This window comes from Haloprofundus halobius, assembly GCF_020097835.1.
GTDB lineage: Archaea > Halobacteriota > Halobacteria > Halobacteriales > Haloferacaceae > Haloprofundus > Haloprofundus halobius.
Map to the genome: position 1 here is coordinate 2,887,050 of NZ_CP083666.1, position 16,305 is coordinate 2,903,354.

Sequence of the window (16,305 nt, forward strand, 5' to 3'; positions counted from 1 at the left end):
TGTTGACAGGAACTACGTGCCGAATATGCGGCGCGAATCGGGCACGAGATCCTATCGATTTAGAAGACGAGAGTGTAGCTCAAGGAGGGTGGAATACAACACGTAGTTTACAGTATGTCCGTTGATTGGAATCGATGATAACCGTATCCGAGTGAGAGGACGAGCCAGGCCGCGAGAATGGCGAACCCGGCCCACTTCGGGGGGTAGAACGAGGCCGATACCGGATACGACATTATCTCGTCGAACGCGGGAATTATCGCCCGCGTTGCGTAGCCGACTGCCGCCGTTGGGTTGAGCGCGTGGACGACAATCAGCCAGGGGGGAGCACCGGACTCTGGGGGAACGTATCCGACGGTGATCGTCTGCAGAACTGCCGTTACGACATCCCATCCTAACTGAAAGAAGACGTAGAGGCCCGCCGCACCGAAAAACGCCGCATACTGAGACCGCATCACCGACGAGAACCCGATGCCGATTGCGACGTAGACCGCACCGTAGAAGACCGTCAGCACGGAGTAGAGGACGAACTTGACGGCCGCGAACGACTCGTAGGTTGAGAGTGCGATGACGGCAACGACCGAATAGCCACTGAGGATGGCGACAGACAAAACGGCGCATCGGCCGATGAACTTCCCGAGAACGAAATCACGTCGCGAGTTCGGCAGGCCAAGCGCGAGTTTGATGCTCCCGCTGTCGCGCTCGCGGGCGATGGCGTCGTAGGAGATGCCCAACCCCAGCAGCGGGACGAAGAATGCCATCGGCTGGCCCATGCTATTGAGTAGTGCCAGCGTGCTGGTCGGGACGTCGCTGTTGGAATACATCGGAGGGACGTGCTGAATTACCGCCCAGAACCCGGCGACGAGGACGAACAACAGCGTGGTAGCGATGAATAATCCCGACCGGAGGGAGTCGTGGACGTCTTTTCTGACGACCGCAGCAAGGGACATTTGTCGAATAATTGTCCAGAGTTGTTAATAAACGTTGAGAATCCGCTGTCCCCGTTGCGCGTCTCATCGGTCGTTCTCGCTCAACGCCGCCTCTGTGTGAACTGGTTCGACCGATCTCGAAGCCGGCACCGCATCCGCTGGCTGAAAGAGCTCACACAGTAGGCCCACTACTCGTTTGAGCGCGCGCCGGGTAACTTCAGTACCGTCTCACCAACCGATTACTAATCGAGGCTTTCGAGAGAACCGACACGCCCATCGCACCACGTCACAGTTCTTGGCAGTTCCTGTCTCAGCCACCTCGTTTTACCCCTGTCGACTGCCAACGCTTCGCGCATGACCGACGACAACGAGAGTACCGAAACACCAGGCTTCCGAACGCGCAGTCTCCACGCGGGACAGGACCCCGACCCGGCGACCGGCGCGCGCGCACCGCCGCTGTACCAGACGACCTCCTACGTCTTCGACGACGCCGACGACGCCGCCGCGCAGTTCGCCCTGGAGAAACCGGGCCACATCTACTCGCGGCTGATGAACCCGACGAACGCGATGCTCCAGGAACGGCTTGCGTCGCTCGAAGGCGGTGTCGGCGCGGTCGCCACCTCGTCGGGGATGGCGTCGTTCGACCTCGCGACGTTCCTCTTGGCCGAATCGGGCGACAACGTCGTCTCGTCGTCGGCGCTGTACGGCGGGACGTACACTTACCTCACCCACACCGTCGAGCGCCGCGGCATCTCGACGCGATTCGTCGACGCGCTCGACTACGACGGTTATGCGGAGGCCATCGACGACGACACCGCGTACGTCCACCTCGAAACCATCGGCAACCCGGCGCTCGTCACGCCCGACATCGAGCGCGTCGCCGACATCGCCCACGAACACGGCGCGCCGCTGTTCGTCGATAACACCTTTGCCACACCAGCGCTCTGCCGTCCGCTCGAACACGGTGCGGACCTCGTCTGGGAGTCGACGACCAAGTGGATAACCGGCGCGGGGACGACCGTCGGCGGCGCGCTGGTCGACGGCGGGTCGTTCCCGTGGACGGAGTACGCCGACGACTATCCCGAAATCGCCACGGAGAACCCGGCGTACCACGGCGTCAACTTCGCCGAGCGGTTCGGCGACGCGGCGTTCACCTACGCCGCCATCGCGCGCGGCCTGCGCGATCTCGGTAACCAGCAGTCGCCGTTCGACGCCTGGCAGACGCTCGAAAAACTGGAGACGCTTCCCCTCAGGATGGACCGCCACTGCGAGAACGCCCAGATCGTCGCCGAGTACCTCGCCGACCACGCGGCCGTCGAGTGGGTGAACTACCCCGGACTCGACTCGCACGAGACGCACGCGGAGGCGACCGAGTATCTGGACGGCGGCTACGGCGGCATGATTACGTTCGGGCTCTCGGCGGGTTACGAGGCGGCGCGCGCGACGGTCGAGAACGTCGAACTCGCCTCGCTCCTGGCGAACGTCGGCGACGCGAAGACGCTCGTCATCCACCCCGCGAGCACGACCCACCAGCAGCTCACCGAGGAGGAGCAGGAGGCGGCGGGCGTCACCGACGACATGGTTCGGCTCTCCGTGGGAATCGAGGACCCCGAGGACATCCTCGCGGACTTAGAGCAGGCCATCGAGGCGGCGACAAACTGAACTCACTCCTCCGACCGCAGCATATTCCGCCCCTCGAACACTTTCCCCAGTCGGTACATCGACGCGACGACGGTGTCGCAGGCGGGCCGGACCGCCTCCTTCGGCATGAAGCCGACCGAGAAGCCGGCGACTTCGAGCATCGGCAGGTCGTTCGCGCCGTCGCCGACTGCGACTGTCTGGCCCATCTCAACGTCGAGTTCGTCGGCGAGCCGTTCGAGTTCGCGGTCTTTCGTCCCCTCGATGAGCGGCCCCTCGGCCTCGCCGGTCAGTCGCCCGCCCTTCACGGGGAGACGGTTGGCGACAATCTGATCGACCTCGACCCCCTCCGCTTCGAGTGCAGATTCGACGCCGCGCTCGAACCCGCCGGTGAGGATAGCGGTGTGGTGGCCGTAATCGTTGAGTCGTCGGACGAGTTTCGCCGCGCCGGGTCGGAGTTTCACCTCGTCGTACGCCTCTTGGGCGCGCTCTTCCTCGAGGCCTTCGAGCAGCGCCGCGCGGTCGTAGAGGCTCTCTGCGTAGCTGATCTCGTCGTTCATCGCTCGTTCGGTGATGTCGGCCATCTGGTCGGCGACCCCTTTCTGCTTTCCGAGAAGTACCGTCATCTCCGAGTCCGAGAGCGTTCCGTCGAAATCGAACGCGACGAGTTTCATGGCGGGTGAGAGGAACGCCGTGGGTTTGAAACTACCCGAAACAGGCACGGCTCTCCTGGTGACAGTTGATCGACCGCAGTCGAATTTACGTCCGCGTTCGTCGACGAACCACGCCGACCGGCAGACGCCGGTCAGCACCGACGCGATGCACGTCGCCGAATCCTTCGCGCGGTTCGACACGTAGAAATAACCACATAGGTGTATAACACACGACCCGAACCACCCCTCGCCAAGCATGCCTGTGAAGAAACCCTTAACCAGTATCCGAAGAAGCGTAGAGCCATGAAGGTGCTCGTCACCGACCCGATAGCCGACGCCGGCCTCGAACGACTCCGCGAGGCGGGCCACGAAGTCGAAACCGCCTACGACGTCGCGGACGACGACCTGCTCGTCGCCGTCGCCGATGCCAACGCGCTCGTCGTCCGCTCCGGAACCGACGTCAATCGAGAACTGTTCGAGGCTGCACCCGACCTCGTCATCGTCGGCCGCGCCGGCATCGGCGTCGATAACATCGACATCGACGCCGCCACCGACCACGGCGTCATCGTCGCCAACGCGCCCGAAGGGAACGTCCGTGCCGCCGCCGAACACACCGTCGCCATGGCGTTCGCCGCCGCACGCTCGATTCCGCAGGCGCACGTCCGCCTGAAGGCCGGCGAGTGGGCCAAGAGCGACTACCTCGGCACCGAGGTCAACGGTAAAACGTTGGGAATCGTCGGCTTCGGCCGCGTCGGCCAGGAGGTCGCCAAACGCCTCGGAAACCTCGGGATGGACCTCGTCGTCTACGACCCCTACATCTCCGAGGAGCGTGCCGACCAGTTCGGCGCGGACCTCGTCGACGAACTCGACGCCTGCCTCGCTCGCGCGGACTTTCTCACCATCCACACGCCGCTGCTGCCCGAGACGCGCGGGATGATCGGCGAAGCGGAACTGGAGACGTTCGGCCACGGCTACGTCGTCAACTGCGCCCGCGGCGGCATCATCGACGAGGACGCCCTCGCGGCGGCCGTCGAGGAGGGCACCGTCGCCGGCGCGGCGCTCGACGTGTTCGAGGAGGAACCGCTCGCGGCGGACTCGCCGCTCGTCGACGCCGACGACGTCATCGTTACGCCGCACCTCGGCGCATCGACTGAAGCGGCACAGGAGAGCGTCGCCGTCGACACCGCCGAACAGGTGCTCGCGGCGTTCGACGAGGAACCCGTCCTCAACGCGCTCAACGCCCCCTCCGTTGACGAGAAGGCGTTCCCGCGAATCAAACCGTACATCGGCCTCGCGGAGACGGCCGGCAAAATCGCGGCGCAGGTGTTCGGCGAACGCATCTCCGAGATCGAGGTGGCGTACGACGGCGACATCGCGGCCGAAAACGTCGAACTCGTCACCGCGAGCGGCCTCAAGGGCGTCTTCGAACCGCTGGAGTGGCAGGTCAACGCGGTCAACGCCCCCCACCTCGCCGAGGAGCGCGGCATCGACGTCACCGAGAGCAAGAGCAGACAGAGCGAGGACTTCCAGAGCCTCGTCACCGTCACCGTCGGCGACGGCGAGGAGACGCTCTCCGTCAGCGGGACGCTCTTTGCGGGCGAGGAACCGCGTATCGTCCGCATCGACGGCTACCGCGTCGACGCCGTCCCGCACGGCCACATGCTCGTTGCGCGCAACTACGACAAACCGGGCGTCATCGGCCTCATCGGCACGGTCCTCGGCGACCACGACGTGAATATCGCGGGGATGTTCAACGCCCGCGAGACCCGCGGCGGCGAGGCGCTCACCGTCTACAACCTCGATTCGGCGGTCCCCGAGGAGGCCGCCGAGGCGCTGTTGGCCGACGACCGAATCACCGACGTCCGCACCATCGTCCTCAACGGCGACGCGGAGACGCGCCGCCTCGACGTCGCGGCCGAGTAATTAGCCGCCTCGCCGTCACGGCCGAGCAGTCAGAGGCCGAGCAGTCGCCGGAGCGGGTGTTCGTTCTGCCGATGAACCGAGGTGCTGTCGGTGCGACTGCGCTCCTCGGCCAGCAGCCCCTCGTAGTGGTCGATGATAGCCTGCCGTTCGGCCTCGACGTGTTCGAGTTCCGCCTCCAGTTGGCGGATTCGCGCCTCCAACGCTTCCGGATGCCGCTGGGACTCGGCGGACGACTCGTCCGCGCTACCGGGTCGTGCCGCCGTCCACTGCGTCGAGTGCGCCGAGTCCGCCGACACGTCTCGTGCCGACGAGTCCCGCGGCAGTCGACTATCCGGTTCGCCGTCGTCGCTTCGCGATGCGCGCGACGAGTTTCCGCGAGCGGACCCACCGTCGGGTCTCGGTACGCGTTTCGATCCGCGCGGGAGGCCTACGGGATACGTTCGGGAGGTCGGTTCGCTGACTGTTCCAGTCGGGAGGTCGGAGAGCGACACAACTCCAAGTGTGTCATACAGTACCAAAAGTCTGCGTCAGACTACTGTCACACACGCTCAGTATTCCGAGAGTCTTCGATTCGTTGGAGCGTCGGCGGACGAACCGTCCGCCGGACCTCAGGGCCAGAACAACTTCCGGAGTAGATTCTCGTTTCGTTTCGGGAGGAGTCGTTCACTCCGTTTCGGAAGGAGGTTCCCACTGCTGTTGTCGTCTCGGAGGAGGTTCTTCCGGCCGCGTTTCCGTCCGCCCCGTGGGTTCCGGGTGCTCGGTTTCCGCACCGTCCGGTCGGCGGTCGCTCCGCGGTGTCGGTTCGACGGCTCCTCGCGTCGCTCGACGACGACTGCTTCGCGCTCGGTTCTGAGTTCCTCCAGTTCCGTCTCCAGTCGTCGAATCCGTTCTTCGACCGCGCCGAGACGCTGGAGCGGCGCACGAGACGACTGTGACGCGGTCGATGGTTCGACCGCGGCCGACGACCGCGAAACGACAACCGGCGTCGAACTCGCCGACGGCGAATCTGTCGGTCGGGAACGCGAACTCGTCGGTCGTTGGGAGCGATCGGCCGACTCGTCCGCCTCGGTTCGACTCTCGGGAGACGACTCACGCTGGGGGTCGCTGGCGGGGTACGTTCGGTCGTTCGGTTCGCTGATGGTGCCCGTGGGAAAGCCGGACAGCGGCATGGGCACTTCTAGCCGACGCAGTCGCAAAAACCTGCGTCAGACCCCCGTCACACTCTCTCCGAGCCGGGCGAAACTCACTTTCGTTTGTGATTCAGCGCCCGAATTTATTCTTCACCTTAGACATGATCCCGCCGCTGTCACCTTCGAGGTGGCGGAGCACGGCGTCGGTGTCGTTGGGGACGGGTTCGGGGTCGTCGCCCGCCTCGAAGGCGGCGTCGGGGTCCTTCAGCAGATGTCCCGTCGTGAGACAGACGACGTCCTCGTCGGCGTCGACGATGCCCTCGTTGCGGAGTTTCTGCAGGCCGGCGACCGAAGCCGCGGAGGCCGGTTCGACGCCGATACCCTCCCGTGCGAGTGCGCGCTGTGCGGACGTGATGGCCGCGTCGGAGACCGAGACCGCGGTGCCGCCCGTCTCGCGGATGCCCGGGAGCGCCTTCGGCGCGTTAACCGGGTTGCCGATGCGAATCGCAGTCGCCTTGGTCTCCACTTCGTCCCACCGTCGGACTTCGTCGGCGTCGTTCTCGATGGCTTCGACCATCGGCGCGGCACCCTCGGCTTGCACGCCGGTGAGTTTCGGCACGTCGCGCGGGTGCAGCGCCCCGCTGGCGACGAGTTCGCGGAACGCCTTGTACAGCGCGGCGGTGTTGCCCGCGTTGCCGACTGGGAGGACGATTCTGTCGGGATACCGGCCCTCCTCGGCGTAAAACCGTTCGAGGATTTCGAGACCGATGGTCTTCTGGCCCTCTAGCCGGAAGGGGTTCAGCGAGTTCAGGAGGTAGGCTTCCCCGCGTGCGGCGAGGTTCTGGACGATGTCGAGACAGCTATCGAAGTTGCCGTCGACCTCCAGAATCCGCGCTCCGTGGAGACTCGCCTGTGCAATCTTCCCGGCGGCGACCTTGCCTTCGGGCAACAGCACGAGCGTCTCCAGTCCGGCGCGGGCACCGTAGGCGGCGAGGGCGGCGCTCGTGTTTCCGGTTGAGGCGCAGGCGAGACGGTCGACACCTAACTCCTTCGCGACGCGGACGCCGACGGTCATCCCCCTGTCTTTGAAGCTCCCGGTCGGGTTCATCCCCTCGTGTTTGATGCGGAGGCGGTGGACGCCGACCGACTCCTCTAACCGAGGTACTTCGTGCAGCGGCGTGTCGCCCTCGGGGAGACTCACGCCCTCCTCGAACGGGAGCGCGGCGCTGTAGCGCCAGACGCCGCGCTCGTCGCTCTCGAACTCGTCCCACGTCGGCAGGTCGTCGTAGCGGACTTCGAGCAGGCCGTCGCAGTCGTCGCAGGTGTACCGAACCGTCTCGAACGGCGCGAACGTCTCGCCGCACTCGATGCACTCCAGCCAGATTCCCTCGTCGGCGACTTCCGGGGCCGTCTGCGACCCGTCGGAGAGCTTCAGACTCATTGCTAGGGCGTCAACGCTGGGGAGGGAAAAGTGCGCAGGTTTGGGGGAATGCTGCCGAACGGACGGTCGCACCCGTCGCGCCGCTCCTGTGCGGTCGATTCGCTGGGGTTGGCCGTCCGCTTGCTAAGGCCGGTCGTCCGCTTACTGTTCGCCGAACTCGTCGATGCGCTCGTGGACGAGTTCGACCCACTCGTCGAGCGCGTCGTGTAGCATCGTCTTCGCCTCAGGGAGCGGTGTCGCGGTGTACTGGTAGACGTAGCCGCCGGGGTCGAGCAGTCGGCGCTGTCGCTCGGCGAGTCCCTTCTCCAACAGCGTCATGAGCGAGCGGTTGACGTTGCTACGGTCTCGGTCGAGTTCCTCGGCGAGTTCGGCGACGGTGCTTCCCGGATACTCCAACAAGACGAGATACGTTCGGCTCTCGTGTTCCTGAATCCCGAAGACGCACGCGAGAACCTGCCCGAACCCGGGGTCGTCGGTTCGGACGAGGTCTTCCATCTCGGGTGTGTCGGTCATAACCGATGTATGTCGGTCGCCGATTAAAGGCCTGCGTTACTGTCAGTTCGCGTCCCTGCGGCCGTATCCCATCTTCTCGATGCAGGCGCGCATCTCCGACTCCTCCTCGTGTTTGTGCAGCGTCGTCGGCGTGTCGCAGTAGTACGTCGCGCCGTCGTGCCGGAGCGTCACGTCGTGGTCGTTGCCCAGCATCTGCGTGGTGACGACGACGCGTCGGCCCTCGCGCAACGCGGTCAGAATCTCCTCTGCACTCAGTTCTCCCGCCTCCGCCCGGAGCGGTTCTCCCATCGTCCGATGCCTCGCACGCTATCGCTATGACTGTTTCCGGTTTCGGCCGCCACCGATTCAGTACGGGACGAGACCCGCACTAGTTCGTCGTCGACCGCGTCGTCTCCTTCGGTTTCGGCGGTTCGACGCCCTCGACGGCCTCTACGTTCTCGGTCTCCTTTTCGGTGTCGACGTGCCAGCGGTCGATACTATCCTCGTACTCCCCGAGGCGCTCGGATACCTGCTCTTTCAACTCGTCATCGTTGACGTTCACCTCGAAGATGAACCGCACCTCCTCGCCTCGCGTCGTCTTCTGGATGTTCGCGCTGACGAGTTCGTTGTCGAAGTAGTACGGCGCGAGTTGGGTCATCACCTTCTGGTAGACGGTGCTCTCGACGGCGCGGACCGCCTTCCTGCTCGCCGAGTCCGCCGCCCGCGCGACGTAGCCGATGGAGTCCTGCCAGCGTTCCATCGCACCCTCGTTGTCGCCCTGTTCGGCTTTTTCGTACGATTCGGACAGTTTCTCGCCCGCCGTGCGGAGGTCGTCGTCCGGATTCTTCCCGGCCTTCTCGCCTTCACCCTCGCCGACGCTCGCCTGTTCTGCCGTCTTCTGATTCACGTCCTCGCCGAGCCGTTCGTGGGATTTCGGCCGCCACTCGTCCCACTCGTCGAACGCCTCGCCGGAGACGCCGATATCGTGGAGGGCGCGGGTGATTCGTTCGCCGTGTTCGACGACTTCACCCCATGACCCGTGAAGCTTGAACCCGGATATGCTTTCTTCCATCGCCTGCCAGTGTGTACGGCGCCGGACCCTAATAAGCGTCTCCCGGTGAGTACCGCTCACACGGGTCAAGCGCTCCGTTCGACCTCACCGTTTTCCGTACGCGAGTCTCGTCGCGAATTCGTCGAGGCGACGCCGCGTCCCCTCGAACCACGCCGACGGCGAGACGCGACGGAGTTCGTAGTCGTCTAACTCGATTCGCGCGCCGGAGAACGGCGTTCGTGCCTCTCGGTCCTCCCGTTGCTCCCCCTCTTCTCCCTCGGTCGTCATCGAGACGACGGACGTCATCGAACACCGACCGCACGCTTCGGTTTTGCCACCCATGGGTGTCTCTATCACAGCCGTTGGGCCACGAAACGATTAAAGCTTCTCCCGGCGGGGCGCGCTCACCGCTCCCGACGCGTTTTTGTCGTCGTACTGTCTGTCTCCGATATGAGTTACCGTCTCGTGGACTCGGACGCGGTCGACCCGACGCCCGACCGCCCCTGTGAGCTCAGACGGCTCACCGACGCCGCCGAACTGGAGCAGATGGCGATAAACCGGTTCCGGGCCGACCCGGGCGAGCAGATTCCGCTGGTGTACCACTCTCACGAGAAGCAGGAGGAGGCGTTCTTCGTCCTCTCGGGGACGCTGTTCGTCGAGACGCCCGACGAGACGTTCGAGGTCGGGGAGGGCTGTCTGTTCGCCGTCTCGCCGGGCGACCCCCAGCGCGCGTACAACCCCGAGGACGCCGACGCGCCCGTCGACGTGCTCGCCGTCGGCGCGCCGAACGTCAGCGGCGACGCCAGCGCCTACGAACCGGAACCATGAGCCGACGGAGGCAGTCGTGAGCGACCGACCGGACGGCCGCGCCGACGGCGGGAGCGACGCCGTCGACGCCGTCGAAGCCGACGACTCGGATGAACCCCTCTACCCGGACGTCCCCGACTGGGAGGACGAGTATCTCGACCGGGTGAGCGACCGCATCATGTTCAACTACGACCTCGAGAAGGACCGGACCGTCCGCGGGCGGACATTCGACCTCTTCGGGACGATGCGGGTCGAGAGTCAGAAGCACTTCTTTCACCAGTCGCTCAACTACGCGAACCACGCCTCCGAGGAGTATCTGTTCGCGCAGCGTCGCCCCTCCGTCACCGTCACCGACGTGGAGGCGCTCGTCTCGCTGGCGCACGAACTCGCCGACGACCCGCAGTGGCTCGTCGCCGACGAGGAACACTACGGTACCGATTTCACCTTCGTGCTCGTCTTGTCCGCGATTCCCGACGACGTGCGCGAGTTCGTCGCCGACCACCAGAGTCGAAATCTCCTCAAGTACGGCTACTACGGCCACTACGAGGTGAATCTCGCCGTCGTCGCACCCGACGACGAGGACATCGTCGCCAGCCAGAACGCCGACGTTGCCCGCGCGTTCGCGCTCTGGAGTGATGTGGACCCGACCCAGCGTGGGGGGCTGTTCGCCCGACTGCTCGGTCGACTCCGCTGACGCGACGTCCGCCTTTTCGCGTCGGAGTCCGATGCGTCGCTGGCTGCCGCGATAAAAACGGAAAAAGACCGGTCGCGTTCAGTCGTCGCCGGGCGTGAACTCGCCGGTGCTCGGGTCCCCGCGGACCTTCTGGATGTTCTCGTACCCCAACTTCACCAGCGATAGCGCCAGGTAGATGAGGGTGAGCGCGATGACGATTTGGGCCACACCGGCGAGAATCTCGAACAGACTCGCGGCGGCCAGCCACTCCGAGTCGAGGAACTTCATGTAGAGGTTGTCGTGGAACGCGATCCACGACAGGCCGATCACCGTGATGGTGACCATGAGCACCATCGGGCCGCCGGTGCTCACGAGCTGTTTGGAGTCGCTCCAGTTCGCCAGCCAGACCGTCCCCGTCAAGAGCGCCAGCGCGGCGAGCAACTGGTTCGCGCCGCCGAACAGCGCCCACAGCGTCTCCCACGACCCGCTCGCGATGAGGATGTAGGCGGGGAGCGTCTGGACGAGCGCGTTCCCGTACCGGTCGGCCGCGAACGACTGGGCCGACGTTTCGGGCGTGTCGATAATCTCCTCCATCATGTACCGGCCGAGACGGACGGCGGTGTCGGTCGAGGTGAGCAGGAAGCTCACGAGCACGAGCGCCATGAACGGCCCGCCGAAACTCGTCGGGATGCCGAAGCTCGTGAGCATGATGCCGCCACCCGTCGCGAACGTCGGAAGTGCGAGACCGATACCGCCGCCCACGTCGGGCGAGACGAGTGCGACCGCCGACAGCGCGACGACCGCCAACAGTCCTTCACCGAGCATCCCGCCGTAGCCGATGAGGCGGGCGTCGGACTCCTTGTTCAGTTGCTTCGAGGTCGTCCCCGAGGAGACGAGCGAGTGGAAGCCGCTGATGGTCCCGCAGGCGATCGTGATGAAAAGCAGCGGGAACAGCGGCAGGCCGCCGCGGCCGATGAATCCGTAGTACGGTTCGAGGTTCGTCACGAGCGGCTCGCTCGCGCCGAAGAACGTGCCGACGATGATGGCGAGCAACGCGCCGCCGACGCCGGTGTACAGCAGGAACGACGAGAGGTAGTCGCGCGGTTGCAGGAGCACCCACACCGGGAGCGCGCTGGCGATCGCGCCGTAGACGAGGATGACCGGAATCCATGCGGCGGAGTTCGCGCCGAACGCCTCCGCGGCCGGGAGCCACGACCCCTCCATCGAGAGCAGGACGATGGTGCCCGCAGGGTACCCCTCGCCCGGCAGCAGCGCGATGGGGTAGAGGATGCCGACGTAGACGCCGACGAACATCGCGACGACGAACGCCGCGGTACCTGCCAGGAACGGGAGGTTCAACTGGTACAGGTAGACGCCGAACAGCACCGCGAGCCCGATGTAGATCAGGCTCGCCGTCGCTGCCTGTGGGTACGCGTTGAACACGATCGCCACGACGAGCGCGAACACGGCGACGACGAGGACGATGGTGAGGAACGCGAACCACAGCAGCATGTTCTTGCCCCGCTGGCCGACGTACTCGCCGACGATGTAGCCGATGGACTTCCCCTCGTGTCGGAGACTCGCCGACAGCGAGACGAAGTCGTGGGTCGCCCCCATCAGCGGGTTACCGATGGCGATCCACAGAAGCGCGGGCACCCAGCCCCACACCACGCCCGCCGTGATGGGGCCGACGATGGGTGCGCCGCCCGCGATGCTCGAATAGTGATGCCCGAGGAGTACCGGCTTCTTCGCCGGAACGTACTCCTGTCCGTCGTCGTACTTGTGCGCCGGTGTCGTGTTCGCGTCGTCGAGTTCGACGAAGCGCGCGAGATACCGCGAGTAGCCGAAGTACCCCACGCTGAACAGTACGAGCACCGTCGCCACCAGCCAGATGATTTGCACCATGTTACGCTACCACATCATGGATGTGTGTATCCCACATATAAACATTAGCTTCCATTACGCATGTTACCGTACGCGACAGACGTTGTATTCCGTGTTTTCTCTCGTTGAGTCCACAACCAGTCAGTACGGATGTCTGAAATTTCCCTTAATATTTACTGACTCTCCGGTCATTCAACAGGTTCTGGACGTACCTCGACGTCGATCTCGGCGGCCACCTCGACCAGCAGGTCGCCTTTCACCTCCGCGATGCGCGTCACGATTTCGGCGACGACCGGTTTGTCGAACTCCTCGCGCAACGTATTCAGGCGCTCGCGCTCGGTCCGGACCCTCTCGCGCAGGAAGCGCGCGCCCCGGCCGTTCTCGTCGTCGTCGGGTTCCGGCGTGAGTTTGTTGACGACGAGTCCACGGACGTCGAGCGTCGCGTCGTCGAGCGAGCTGATTGCCCGTTTGGTCTCGCGAATCGACAGTTCGTCGGGGTTGACGACGAGAAAGAACGCCGCCTCCTCGCGGAGCAGTTCCCCCGCGAGCGCGAACCGGTCGCGCCGCTCCTCCAACTGCGCGATGACGGGGTCGCCCTCGCGCATCCGTCGGGGCTCTCTCCCGCCGATGGCCGCGCGCTCGAACAGGCGGACGCTCTGTTTTCGCTTGGCGAGCAGTCGCTCGGCCCATCCCTCCAGAAACTCCGGCAGCGATAAGAGCCGAAGTGTCCCGCCGGTCGGCGAGGTGTCGAAGACGACGCGGTCGTACTCGTCGGACTCGCGCATCACGTCGACGAACCGGTCGAACAGCGCCGCCTCGTACGCGCCGGGCGTCTGGTGGGCCATCTCGACCTGCCGGTCTATCTCGTTGACCATCGCCGGACTCACCTGACTCGACAGCGACCGCTTGATGCCCTGGAGGTGGCGACTCACCTCCTCCTCGGGGTCGAGTTCCATCGCGTCGAGGTTCTCGATACCGTCGACCGGTTTCGGCGAGTCGTCGAACTGCTGGTCGAACACGTCCGACGTCGAGTGCGCGGGGTCCGTCGAGACGACGAGCGTCCGAAGCCCCGCGTTCGCGCACTTGTAGGCGTACGCGCTCGACACCGTCGTCTTTCCTACCCCTCCCTTGCCGCCGAAGAAGACGAACTTCCGCATCGTCAGAAGTGGTACTGCGAACCCTTGCGTTCGAGCAGCGACCCCCGGTCCCACATCCGCCGCTCCCACGCCTCGAACTCGTCTTCGAGGTAGGGGAGCAGTTCGGCGGTGTAGTAGGACACCGGCGACGGGATGCCGAAGGCGTCGGGGAAGCAGGCGAGCATGAACGCATCCTCGATGTCCTCGGCCTCGTTCTCGATTTTCTCGTACGCCGGATGGTTTATGAGGCCGTGATAGAGCCCCCGGAGCCACTCCTCGGCGATGTCGCGAAAGGCCGCGATGCGCTCTGCAAGTGTCATACGTTCACGTCCTTCGCGGAGCGGCCAAAAGGATGTCGCTCACATCCTCCGTTTCCGGGACCCGGAGTAAGTCGCCGACGAGCGCGACGGCCGCTCGCGCACGTCGACCGACGTCGACGCATACCGGCACGCTCCGCCGCACGCCGTAGCTTCATGGTCGTTGGACGGTGAGTGTACCCACATGACGCAGACGATTCCCGTCACTATCCTCAGCGGGAGCCTCGGTGCCGGGAAGACGACGTTGCTCAACCACCTGCTGCGTAACGCCGGAGACCGGAACATCGCCGTCCTCGTCAACGACATGGGCGACCTCAACGTCGACGCGGAACTGGTGAGCGCGAACTCCGACCTCTCGGTCGGCGACGGCGTCGCCGAACTCTCCAACGGCTGTATCTGCTGTGAACTGCAGGACGACCTCGAAACGGCGGTCACCCGACTCGCGCGCAACCGCGACTTCGACGCGCTCGTCGTCGAGTCCTCGGGCATCAGCGAACCAGAACCGGTCGCGCGCCTGTTCACCACCGGGTCGCGTGCGGCGGCGCTGTACGAGGTGGACTCGCTCGTGACGGTGCTCGACTCTCGGCTGTTCTACGACGCCTTCGGGGGAAGCGGCGTCGCCGAGCGCCGCGGTACCGACGAGGACGATAGCCGCCCCCTCTCGGACCTCCTCGTCGAACAGGTGGAGTTCGCCAACGTCGTACTGTTGAACAAAGCCGACCTCGTCTCCGAGGCGGAGATGGCCGCTGTCGAGGAGATGGTGCGCGCGCTCCGCCCGGACGCCGAGATTCTCCGGACAACGGAGTCGGCGGTCGACCCCGACCGCCTGTTCGGCCGCAACCTGTACGACCCCGCGACGGCCGCCGAGATGGCGGGGTGGAAACGGGCGCTCGACGAGGACGGCGAGCATCGCGAAGGAGAGCACCACGACGGTCACGAAAGCCACGGTCGCGACGACCACGAAAGCCACGGTCGCGATGTCCACAACCATCGCCACCCCGACGAGGTGTACGGCGTCTCGTCGTTCACCTACCGCCGACGCCGTCCCTTCCACCCCGAGCGGTTCGCGGCGCTGCTCTCGGACCTCCCGTCGAACGTCGTCCGCTCGAAGGGAACCTGCTGGGTCGCCGGGCGGGAATCGCCCATCGTCGTCGGCCAGGCGGGGGCGTCGGTGCGCGCCGAGGCGGTCGGCCGGTGGATAGCGAGTCTGCCGGAACTCGACCAGGAACTCTATCGGTCGAACCACAGGGAGTTGGAGTGGGACGACGAGTGGGGCGACCGGCGCACCGCGTTCGTCGTCATCGGCACCGACCTCGACGAGGACGCGGTGGCGAGACAACTCGACGACTGTCTGCTCACCGACGAAGAGATGGACGAGGTGTGGGAGACGTTCGAGAACCCGTTCCCGAGGCAGGGCGAGGAACTCGTCGTCACCGAACCCTGAGTCGCTGTCACCCGACGCTCGAGTCGACCTATTCGACGTCCGCCGCCAGCGCGTCGAGCGCACGCTGCAACTCGCCTCGCCGTTTCCACGCCGCGACGCGGTCGGTGACGCTCGACAGCGGGAGGCCGAGACTCACCGACGAGCGCATCGTCACCCGCGACCCCTCGTTCTTGGAGGCGACGGTGACCGTCGTCGCCATCGCGTCGAACGGTCCGGCTTCGCCCGCCTGCTCGTAGTAGAGTCCGTCGTCGAGCGCGTCGAAGCGGAGTGCGAACTGGAAGCGACTCGTCCCGGCGACGACGACGGGACCGTCCTCGGTCTGTTCGACTCCCCGGACCTCGAAGCTCCCCTCGTACTCGATTATCGCCTCGGGCGTGAGCGCCCGCCGAACGACGCGCAGCGGCGCGCGGACGAATCGAGAGGCTGTCACCTCGTGCATGCGTCGTCGTTATCCTCCCGAATGATAAGTGTCCGCGGGTCGACGGCCCGCCGACCGGTCTCCGACGACTACAACGGCGAGAGGGGCGAGAGGCCGCCGTCGCCGTCCCGCGGGAGACGACAGCACAAAGAAGCTAAGTGACGGGCCGAAACAGATGCGCCATGCAGTCCCAAGGGGACCCGCGGGTCCTGTTCGTGATGAATCTGGTGTTGTCTCTCGCGTTCGCGTCGGTCGTCCTCTACGGCCTCGATTTCGCCGGAATCGCCTCGTTCACGTGGCAACGCCTCGTCGGCGCGACGGCGGCGCTGATGGTGCTGACCTACCTCGTCGTTCGGTGAACTCCGCCGGCGT

The 16,305-nt window shown here is 65.2% G+C and carries 20 protein-coding genes; 7 read left to right on the forward strand and 13 right to left on the reverse strand.

Annotated elements, in window-relative coordinates; genetic code table 11:
- Positions 1-107 precede the first annotated feature (107 nt).
- Positions 108-947, reverse strand: a complete 840-nt coding sequence (locus LAQ74_RS15275; RefSeq protein WP_224333385.1) for an ABC transporter permease — start codon at positions 945-947, stop codon at positions 108-110.
- Between the two features lie 333 nt (positions 948-1,280).
- Here LAQ74_RS15275 and LAQ74_RS15280 point away from each other — a divergent pair, with 333 nt between their 5' ends.
- The gene (locus LAQ74_RS15280; RefSeq protein WP_224333387.1) at positions 1,281-2,588 is read left to right on the forward strand and encodes an O-acetylhomoserine aminocarboxypropyltransferase/cysteine synthase family protein; all 1,308 of its coding nucleotides are present in this window, start codon (positions 1,281-1,283) and stop codon (positions 2,586-2,588) included.
- A 2-nt stretch (positions 2,589-2,590) separates the two neighbouring features.
- Here the strand turns inward: LAQ74_RS15280 and serB are convergent, their stop codons facing one another.
- Entirely contained in the window at positions 2,591-3,238 is a 648-nt protein-coding gene (gene serB, locus LAQ74_RS15285) for a phosphoserine phosphatase SerB (protein WP_224333389.1), read from the reverse strand.
- A gap of 58 nt (positions 3,239-3,296) precedes the next feature.
- Here serB and LAQ74_RS20395 point away from each other — a divergent pair, with 58 nt between their 5' ends.
- Complete coding sequence (locus LAQ74_RS20395; protein WP_255647697.1) at positions 3,297-3,422, forward strand: hypothetical protein; 126 nt, start codon at positions 3,297-3,299, stop codon at positions 3,420-3,422.
- Positions 3,423-3,520: 98 nt separating this feature from the next.
- On the forward strand, positions 3,521-5,140 hold the full coding sequence (gene serA, locus LAQ74_RS15290; protein ID WP_224333391.1) for a phosphoglycerate dehydrogenase: 1,620 nt from the start codon (positions 3,521-3,523) through the stop codon (positions 5,138-5,140).
- Between the two features lie 29 nt (positions 5,141-5,169).
- On the opposite strand, the gene LAQ74_RS15295 is transcribed toward serA, so the two are convergent.
- From LAQ74_RS15295 to LAQ74_RS15325, 7 genes are all read right to left on the reverse strand, one after another.
- Complete coding sequence (locus tag LAQ74_RS15295; RefSeq protein ID WP_224333393.1) at positions 5,170-5,436, reverse strand: med21 domain-containing protein; 267 nt, start codon at positions 5,434-5,436, stop codon at positions 5,170-5,172.
- Between the two features lie 312 nt (positions 5,437-5,748).
- Positions 5,749-6,309 carry a hypothetical protein gene (locus tag LAQ74_RS15300; protein WP_224333395.1) on the reverse strand — a complete coding sequence of 187 codons (561 nt, stop codon included), beginning with the start codon at positions 6,307-6,309 and terminating at the stop codon, positions 5,749-5,751.
- A 91-nt stretch (positions 6,310-6,400) separates the two neighbouring features.
- Positions 6,401-7,711 (reverse strand): threonine synthase, encoded by a 1,311-nt coding sequence (gene thrC / locus LAQ74_RS15305; RefSeq protein ID WP_224333397.1) that lies wholly within the window; start codon positions 7,709-7,711, stop codon positions 6,401-6,403.
- A 141-nt stretch (positions 7,712-7,852) separates the two neighbouring features.
- On the reverse strand, positions 7,853-8,224 hold the full coding sequence (locus tag LAQ74_RS15310) for a helix-turn-helix domain-containing protein (RefSeq protein WP_224333398.1): 372 nt from the start codon (positions 8,222-8,224) through the stop codon (positions 7,853-7,855).
- A gap of 42 nt (positions 8,225-8,266) precedes the next feature.
- The gene (locus LAQ74_RS15315) at positions 8,267-8,512 is read right to left on the reverse strand and encodes a DUF8001 family protein (protein ID WP_224333399.1); all 246 of its coding nucleotides are present in this window, start codon (positions 8,510-8,512) and stop codon (positions 8,267-8,269) included.
- A gap of 79 nt (positions 8,513-8,591) precedes the next feature.
- Positions 8,592-9,275 carry a DUF5828 family protein gene (locus LAQ74_RS15320; protein WP_224333400.1) on the reverse strand — a complete coding sequence of 228 codons (684 nt, stop codon included), beginning with the start codon at positions 9,273-9,275 and terminating at the stop codon, positions 8,592-8,594.
- A gap of 84 nt (positions 9,276-9,359) precedes the next feature.
- Positions 9,360-9,596, reverse strand: a complete 237-nt coding sequence (locus tag LAQ74_RS15325; protein WP_224333401.1) for a DUF8007 family protein — start codon at positions 9,594-9,596, stop codon at positions 9,360-9,362.
- Between the two features lie 108 nt (positions 9,597-9,704).
- Here LAQ74_RS15325 and LAQ74_RS15330 point away from each other — a divergent pair, with 108 nt between their 5' ends.
- Both LAQ74_RS15330 and LAQ74_RS15335 read left to right on the forward strand, forming a co-directional pair.
- Positions 9,705-10,082 (forward strand): cupin domain-containing protein, encoded by a 378-nt coding sequence (locus tag LAQ74_RS15330; protein ID WP_224333402.1) that lies wholly within the window; start codon positions 9,705-9,707, stop codon positions 10,080-10,082.
- A 16-nt stretch (positions 10,083-10,098) separates the two neighbouring features.
- A complete protein-coding gene (locus LAQ74_RS15335) occupies positions 10,099-10,755 on the forward strand; it encodes a DUF8052 family protein (protein WP_224333403.1) in 657 nt (218 codons plus the stop codon).
- A 78-nt stretch (positions 10,756-10,833) separates the two neighbouring features.
- Here the strand turns inward: LAQ74_RS15335 and LAQ74_RS15340 are convergent, their stop codons facing one another.
- The 3 genes from LAQ74_RS15340 to LAQ74_RS15350 form a co-directional block, all read right to left on the reverse strand.
- Positions 10,834-12,639: a carbon starvation CstA family protein gene (locus LAQ74_RS15340; RefSeq protein ID WP_224333404.1), complete on the reverse strand. Its 1,806-nt coding sequence runs from the start codon at positions 12,637-12,639 to the stop codon at positions 10,834-10,836.
- 167 nt (positions 12,640-12,806) lie between these two features.
- Complete coding sequence (locus tag LAQ74_RS15345) at positions 12,807-13,775, reverse strand: ArsA family ATPase (protein WP_224333406.1); 969 nt, start codon at positions 13,773-13,775, stop codon at positions 12,807-12,809.
- Positions 13,776-13,777: 2 nt separating this feature from the next.
- Complete coding sequence (locus tag LAQ74_RS15350; RefSeq protein WP_224333408.1) at positions 13,778-14,074, reverse strand: DUF7990 family protein; 297 nt, start codon at positions 14,072-14,074, stop codon at positions 13,778-13,780.
- A 181-nt stretch (positions 14,075-14,255) separates the two neighbouring features.
- Between LAQ74_RS15350 and LAQ74_RS15355 the strand changes: the two genes are divergently transcribed.
- A complete protein-coding gene (locus LAQ74_RS15355) occupies positions 14,256-15,515 on the forward strand; it encodes a CobW family GTP-binding protein (RefSeq protein WP_224333410.1) in 1,260 nt (419 codons plus the stop codon).
- A 28-nt stretch (positions 15,516-15,543) separates the two neighbouring features.
- Here the strand turns inward: LAQ74_RS15355 and LAQ74_RS15360 are convergent, their stop codons facing one another.
- A complete protein-coding gene (locus LAQ74_RS15360; protein ID WP_224333411.1) occupies positions 15,544-15,954 on the reverse strand; it encodes an SRPBCC family protein in 411 nt (136 codons plus the stop codon).
- 161 nt (positions 15,955-16,115) lie between these two features.
- Between LAQ74_RS15360 and LAQ74_RS15365 the strand changes: the two genes are divergently transcribed.
- Positions 16,116-16,292 (forward strand): DUF8107 family protein, encoded by a 177-nt coding sequence (locus tag LAQ74_RS15365; RefSeq protein ID WP_224333413.1) that lies wholly within the window; start codon positions 16,116-16,118, stop codon positions 16,290-16,292.
- The last annotated feature ends 13 nt before the right edge of the window (positions 16,293-16,305 follow it).

Excerpts from the sequence above, each read along its gene's own strand:
- LAQ74_RS15340 (WP_224333404.1), bottom strand. The coding sequence starts at position 12,639 with ATGGTGCAAATCATCTGGCTGGTGGCGACGGTGCTCGTACTGTTCAGC.
- LAQ74_RS15365 (WP_224333413.1), top strand. The coding sequence starts at position 16,116 with ATGCAGTCCCAAGGGGACCCGCGGGTCCTGTTCGTGATGAATCTGGTG.
- LAQ74_RS15330 (WP_224333402.1), top strand. The coding sequence starts at position 9,705 with ATGAGTTACCGTCTCGTGGACTCGGACGCGGTCGACCCGACGCCCGAC.
- LAQ74_RS15360 (WP_224333411.1), bottom strand. The coding sequence starts at position 15,954 with ATGCACGAGGTGACAGCCTCTCGATTCGTCCGCGCGCCGCTGCGCGTC.
- LAQ74_RS15350 (WP_224333408.1), bottom strand. The coding sequence starts at position 14,074 with ATGACACTTGCAGAGCGCATCGCGGCCTTTCGCGACATCGCCGAGGAG.
- thrC (WP_224333397.1), bottom strand. The coding sequence starts at position 7,711 with ATGAGTCTGAAGCTCTCCGACGGGTCGCAGACGGCCCCGGAAGTCGCC.
- LAQ74_RS15275 (WP_224333385.1), bottom strand. The coding sequence starts at position 947 with ATGTCCCTTGCTGCGGTCGTCAGAAAAGACGTCCACGACTCCCTCCGG.
- serA (WP_224333391.1), top strand. The coding sequence starts at position 3,521 with ATGAAGGTGCTCGTCACCGACCCGATAGCCGACGCCGGCCTCGAACGA.
- LAQ74_RS15300 (WP_224333395.1), bottom strand. The coding sequence starts at position 6,309 with ATGCCGCTGTCCGGCTTTCCCACGGGCACCATCAGCGAACCGAACGAC.
- LAQ74_RS15320 (WP_224333400.1), bottom strand. The coding sequence starts at position 9,275 with ATGGAAGAAAGCATATCCGGGTTCAAGCTTCACGGGTCATGGGGTGAA.
- LAQ74_RS15315 (WP_224333399.1), bottom strand. The coding sequence starts at position 8,512 with ATGGGAGAACCGCTCCGGGCGGAGGCGGGAGAACTGAGTGCAGAGGAG.
- serB (WP_224333389.1), bottom strand. The coding sequence starts at position 3,238 with ATGAAACTCGTCGCGTTCGATTTCGACGGAACGCTCTCGGACTCGGAG.
- LAQ74_RS15310 (WP_224333398.1), bottom strand. The coding sequence starts at position 8,224 with ATGACCGACACACCCGAGATGGAAGACCTCGTCCGAACCGACGACCCC.
- LAQ74_RS15280 (WP_224333387.1), top strand. The coding sequence starts at position 1,281 with ATGACCGACGACAACGAGAGTACCGAAACACCAGGCTTCCGAACGCGC.
- LAQ74_RS15355 (WP_224333410.1), top strand. The coding sequence starts at position 14,256 with ATGACGCAGACGATTCCCGTCACTATCCTCAGCGGGAGCCTCGGTGCC.
- LAQ74_RS15345 (WP_224333406.1), bottom strand. The coding sequence starts at position 13,775 with ATGCGGAAGTTCGTCTTCTTCGGCGGCAAGGGAGGGGTAGGAAAGACG.
- LAQ74_RS15325 (WP_224333401.1), bottom strand. The coding sequence starts at position 9,596 with ATGGGTGGCAAAACCGAAGCGTGCGGTCGGTGTTCGATGACGTCCGTC.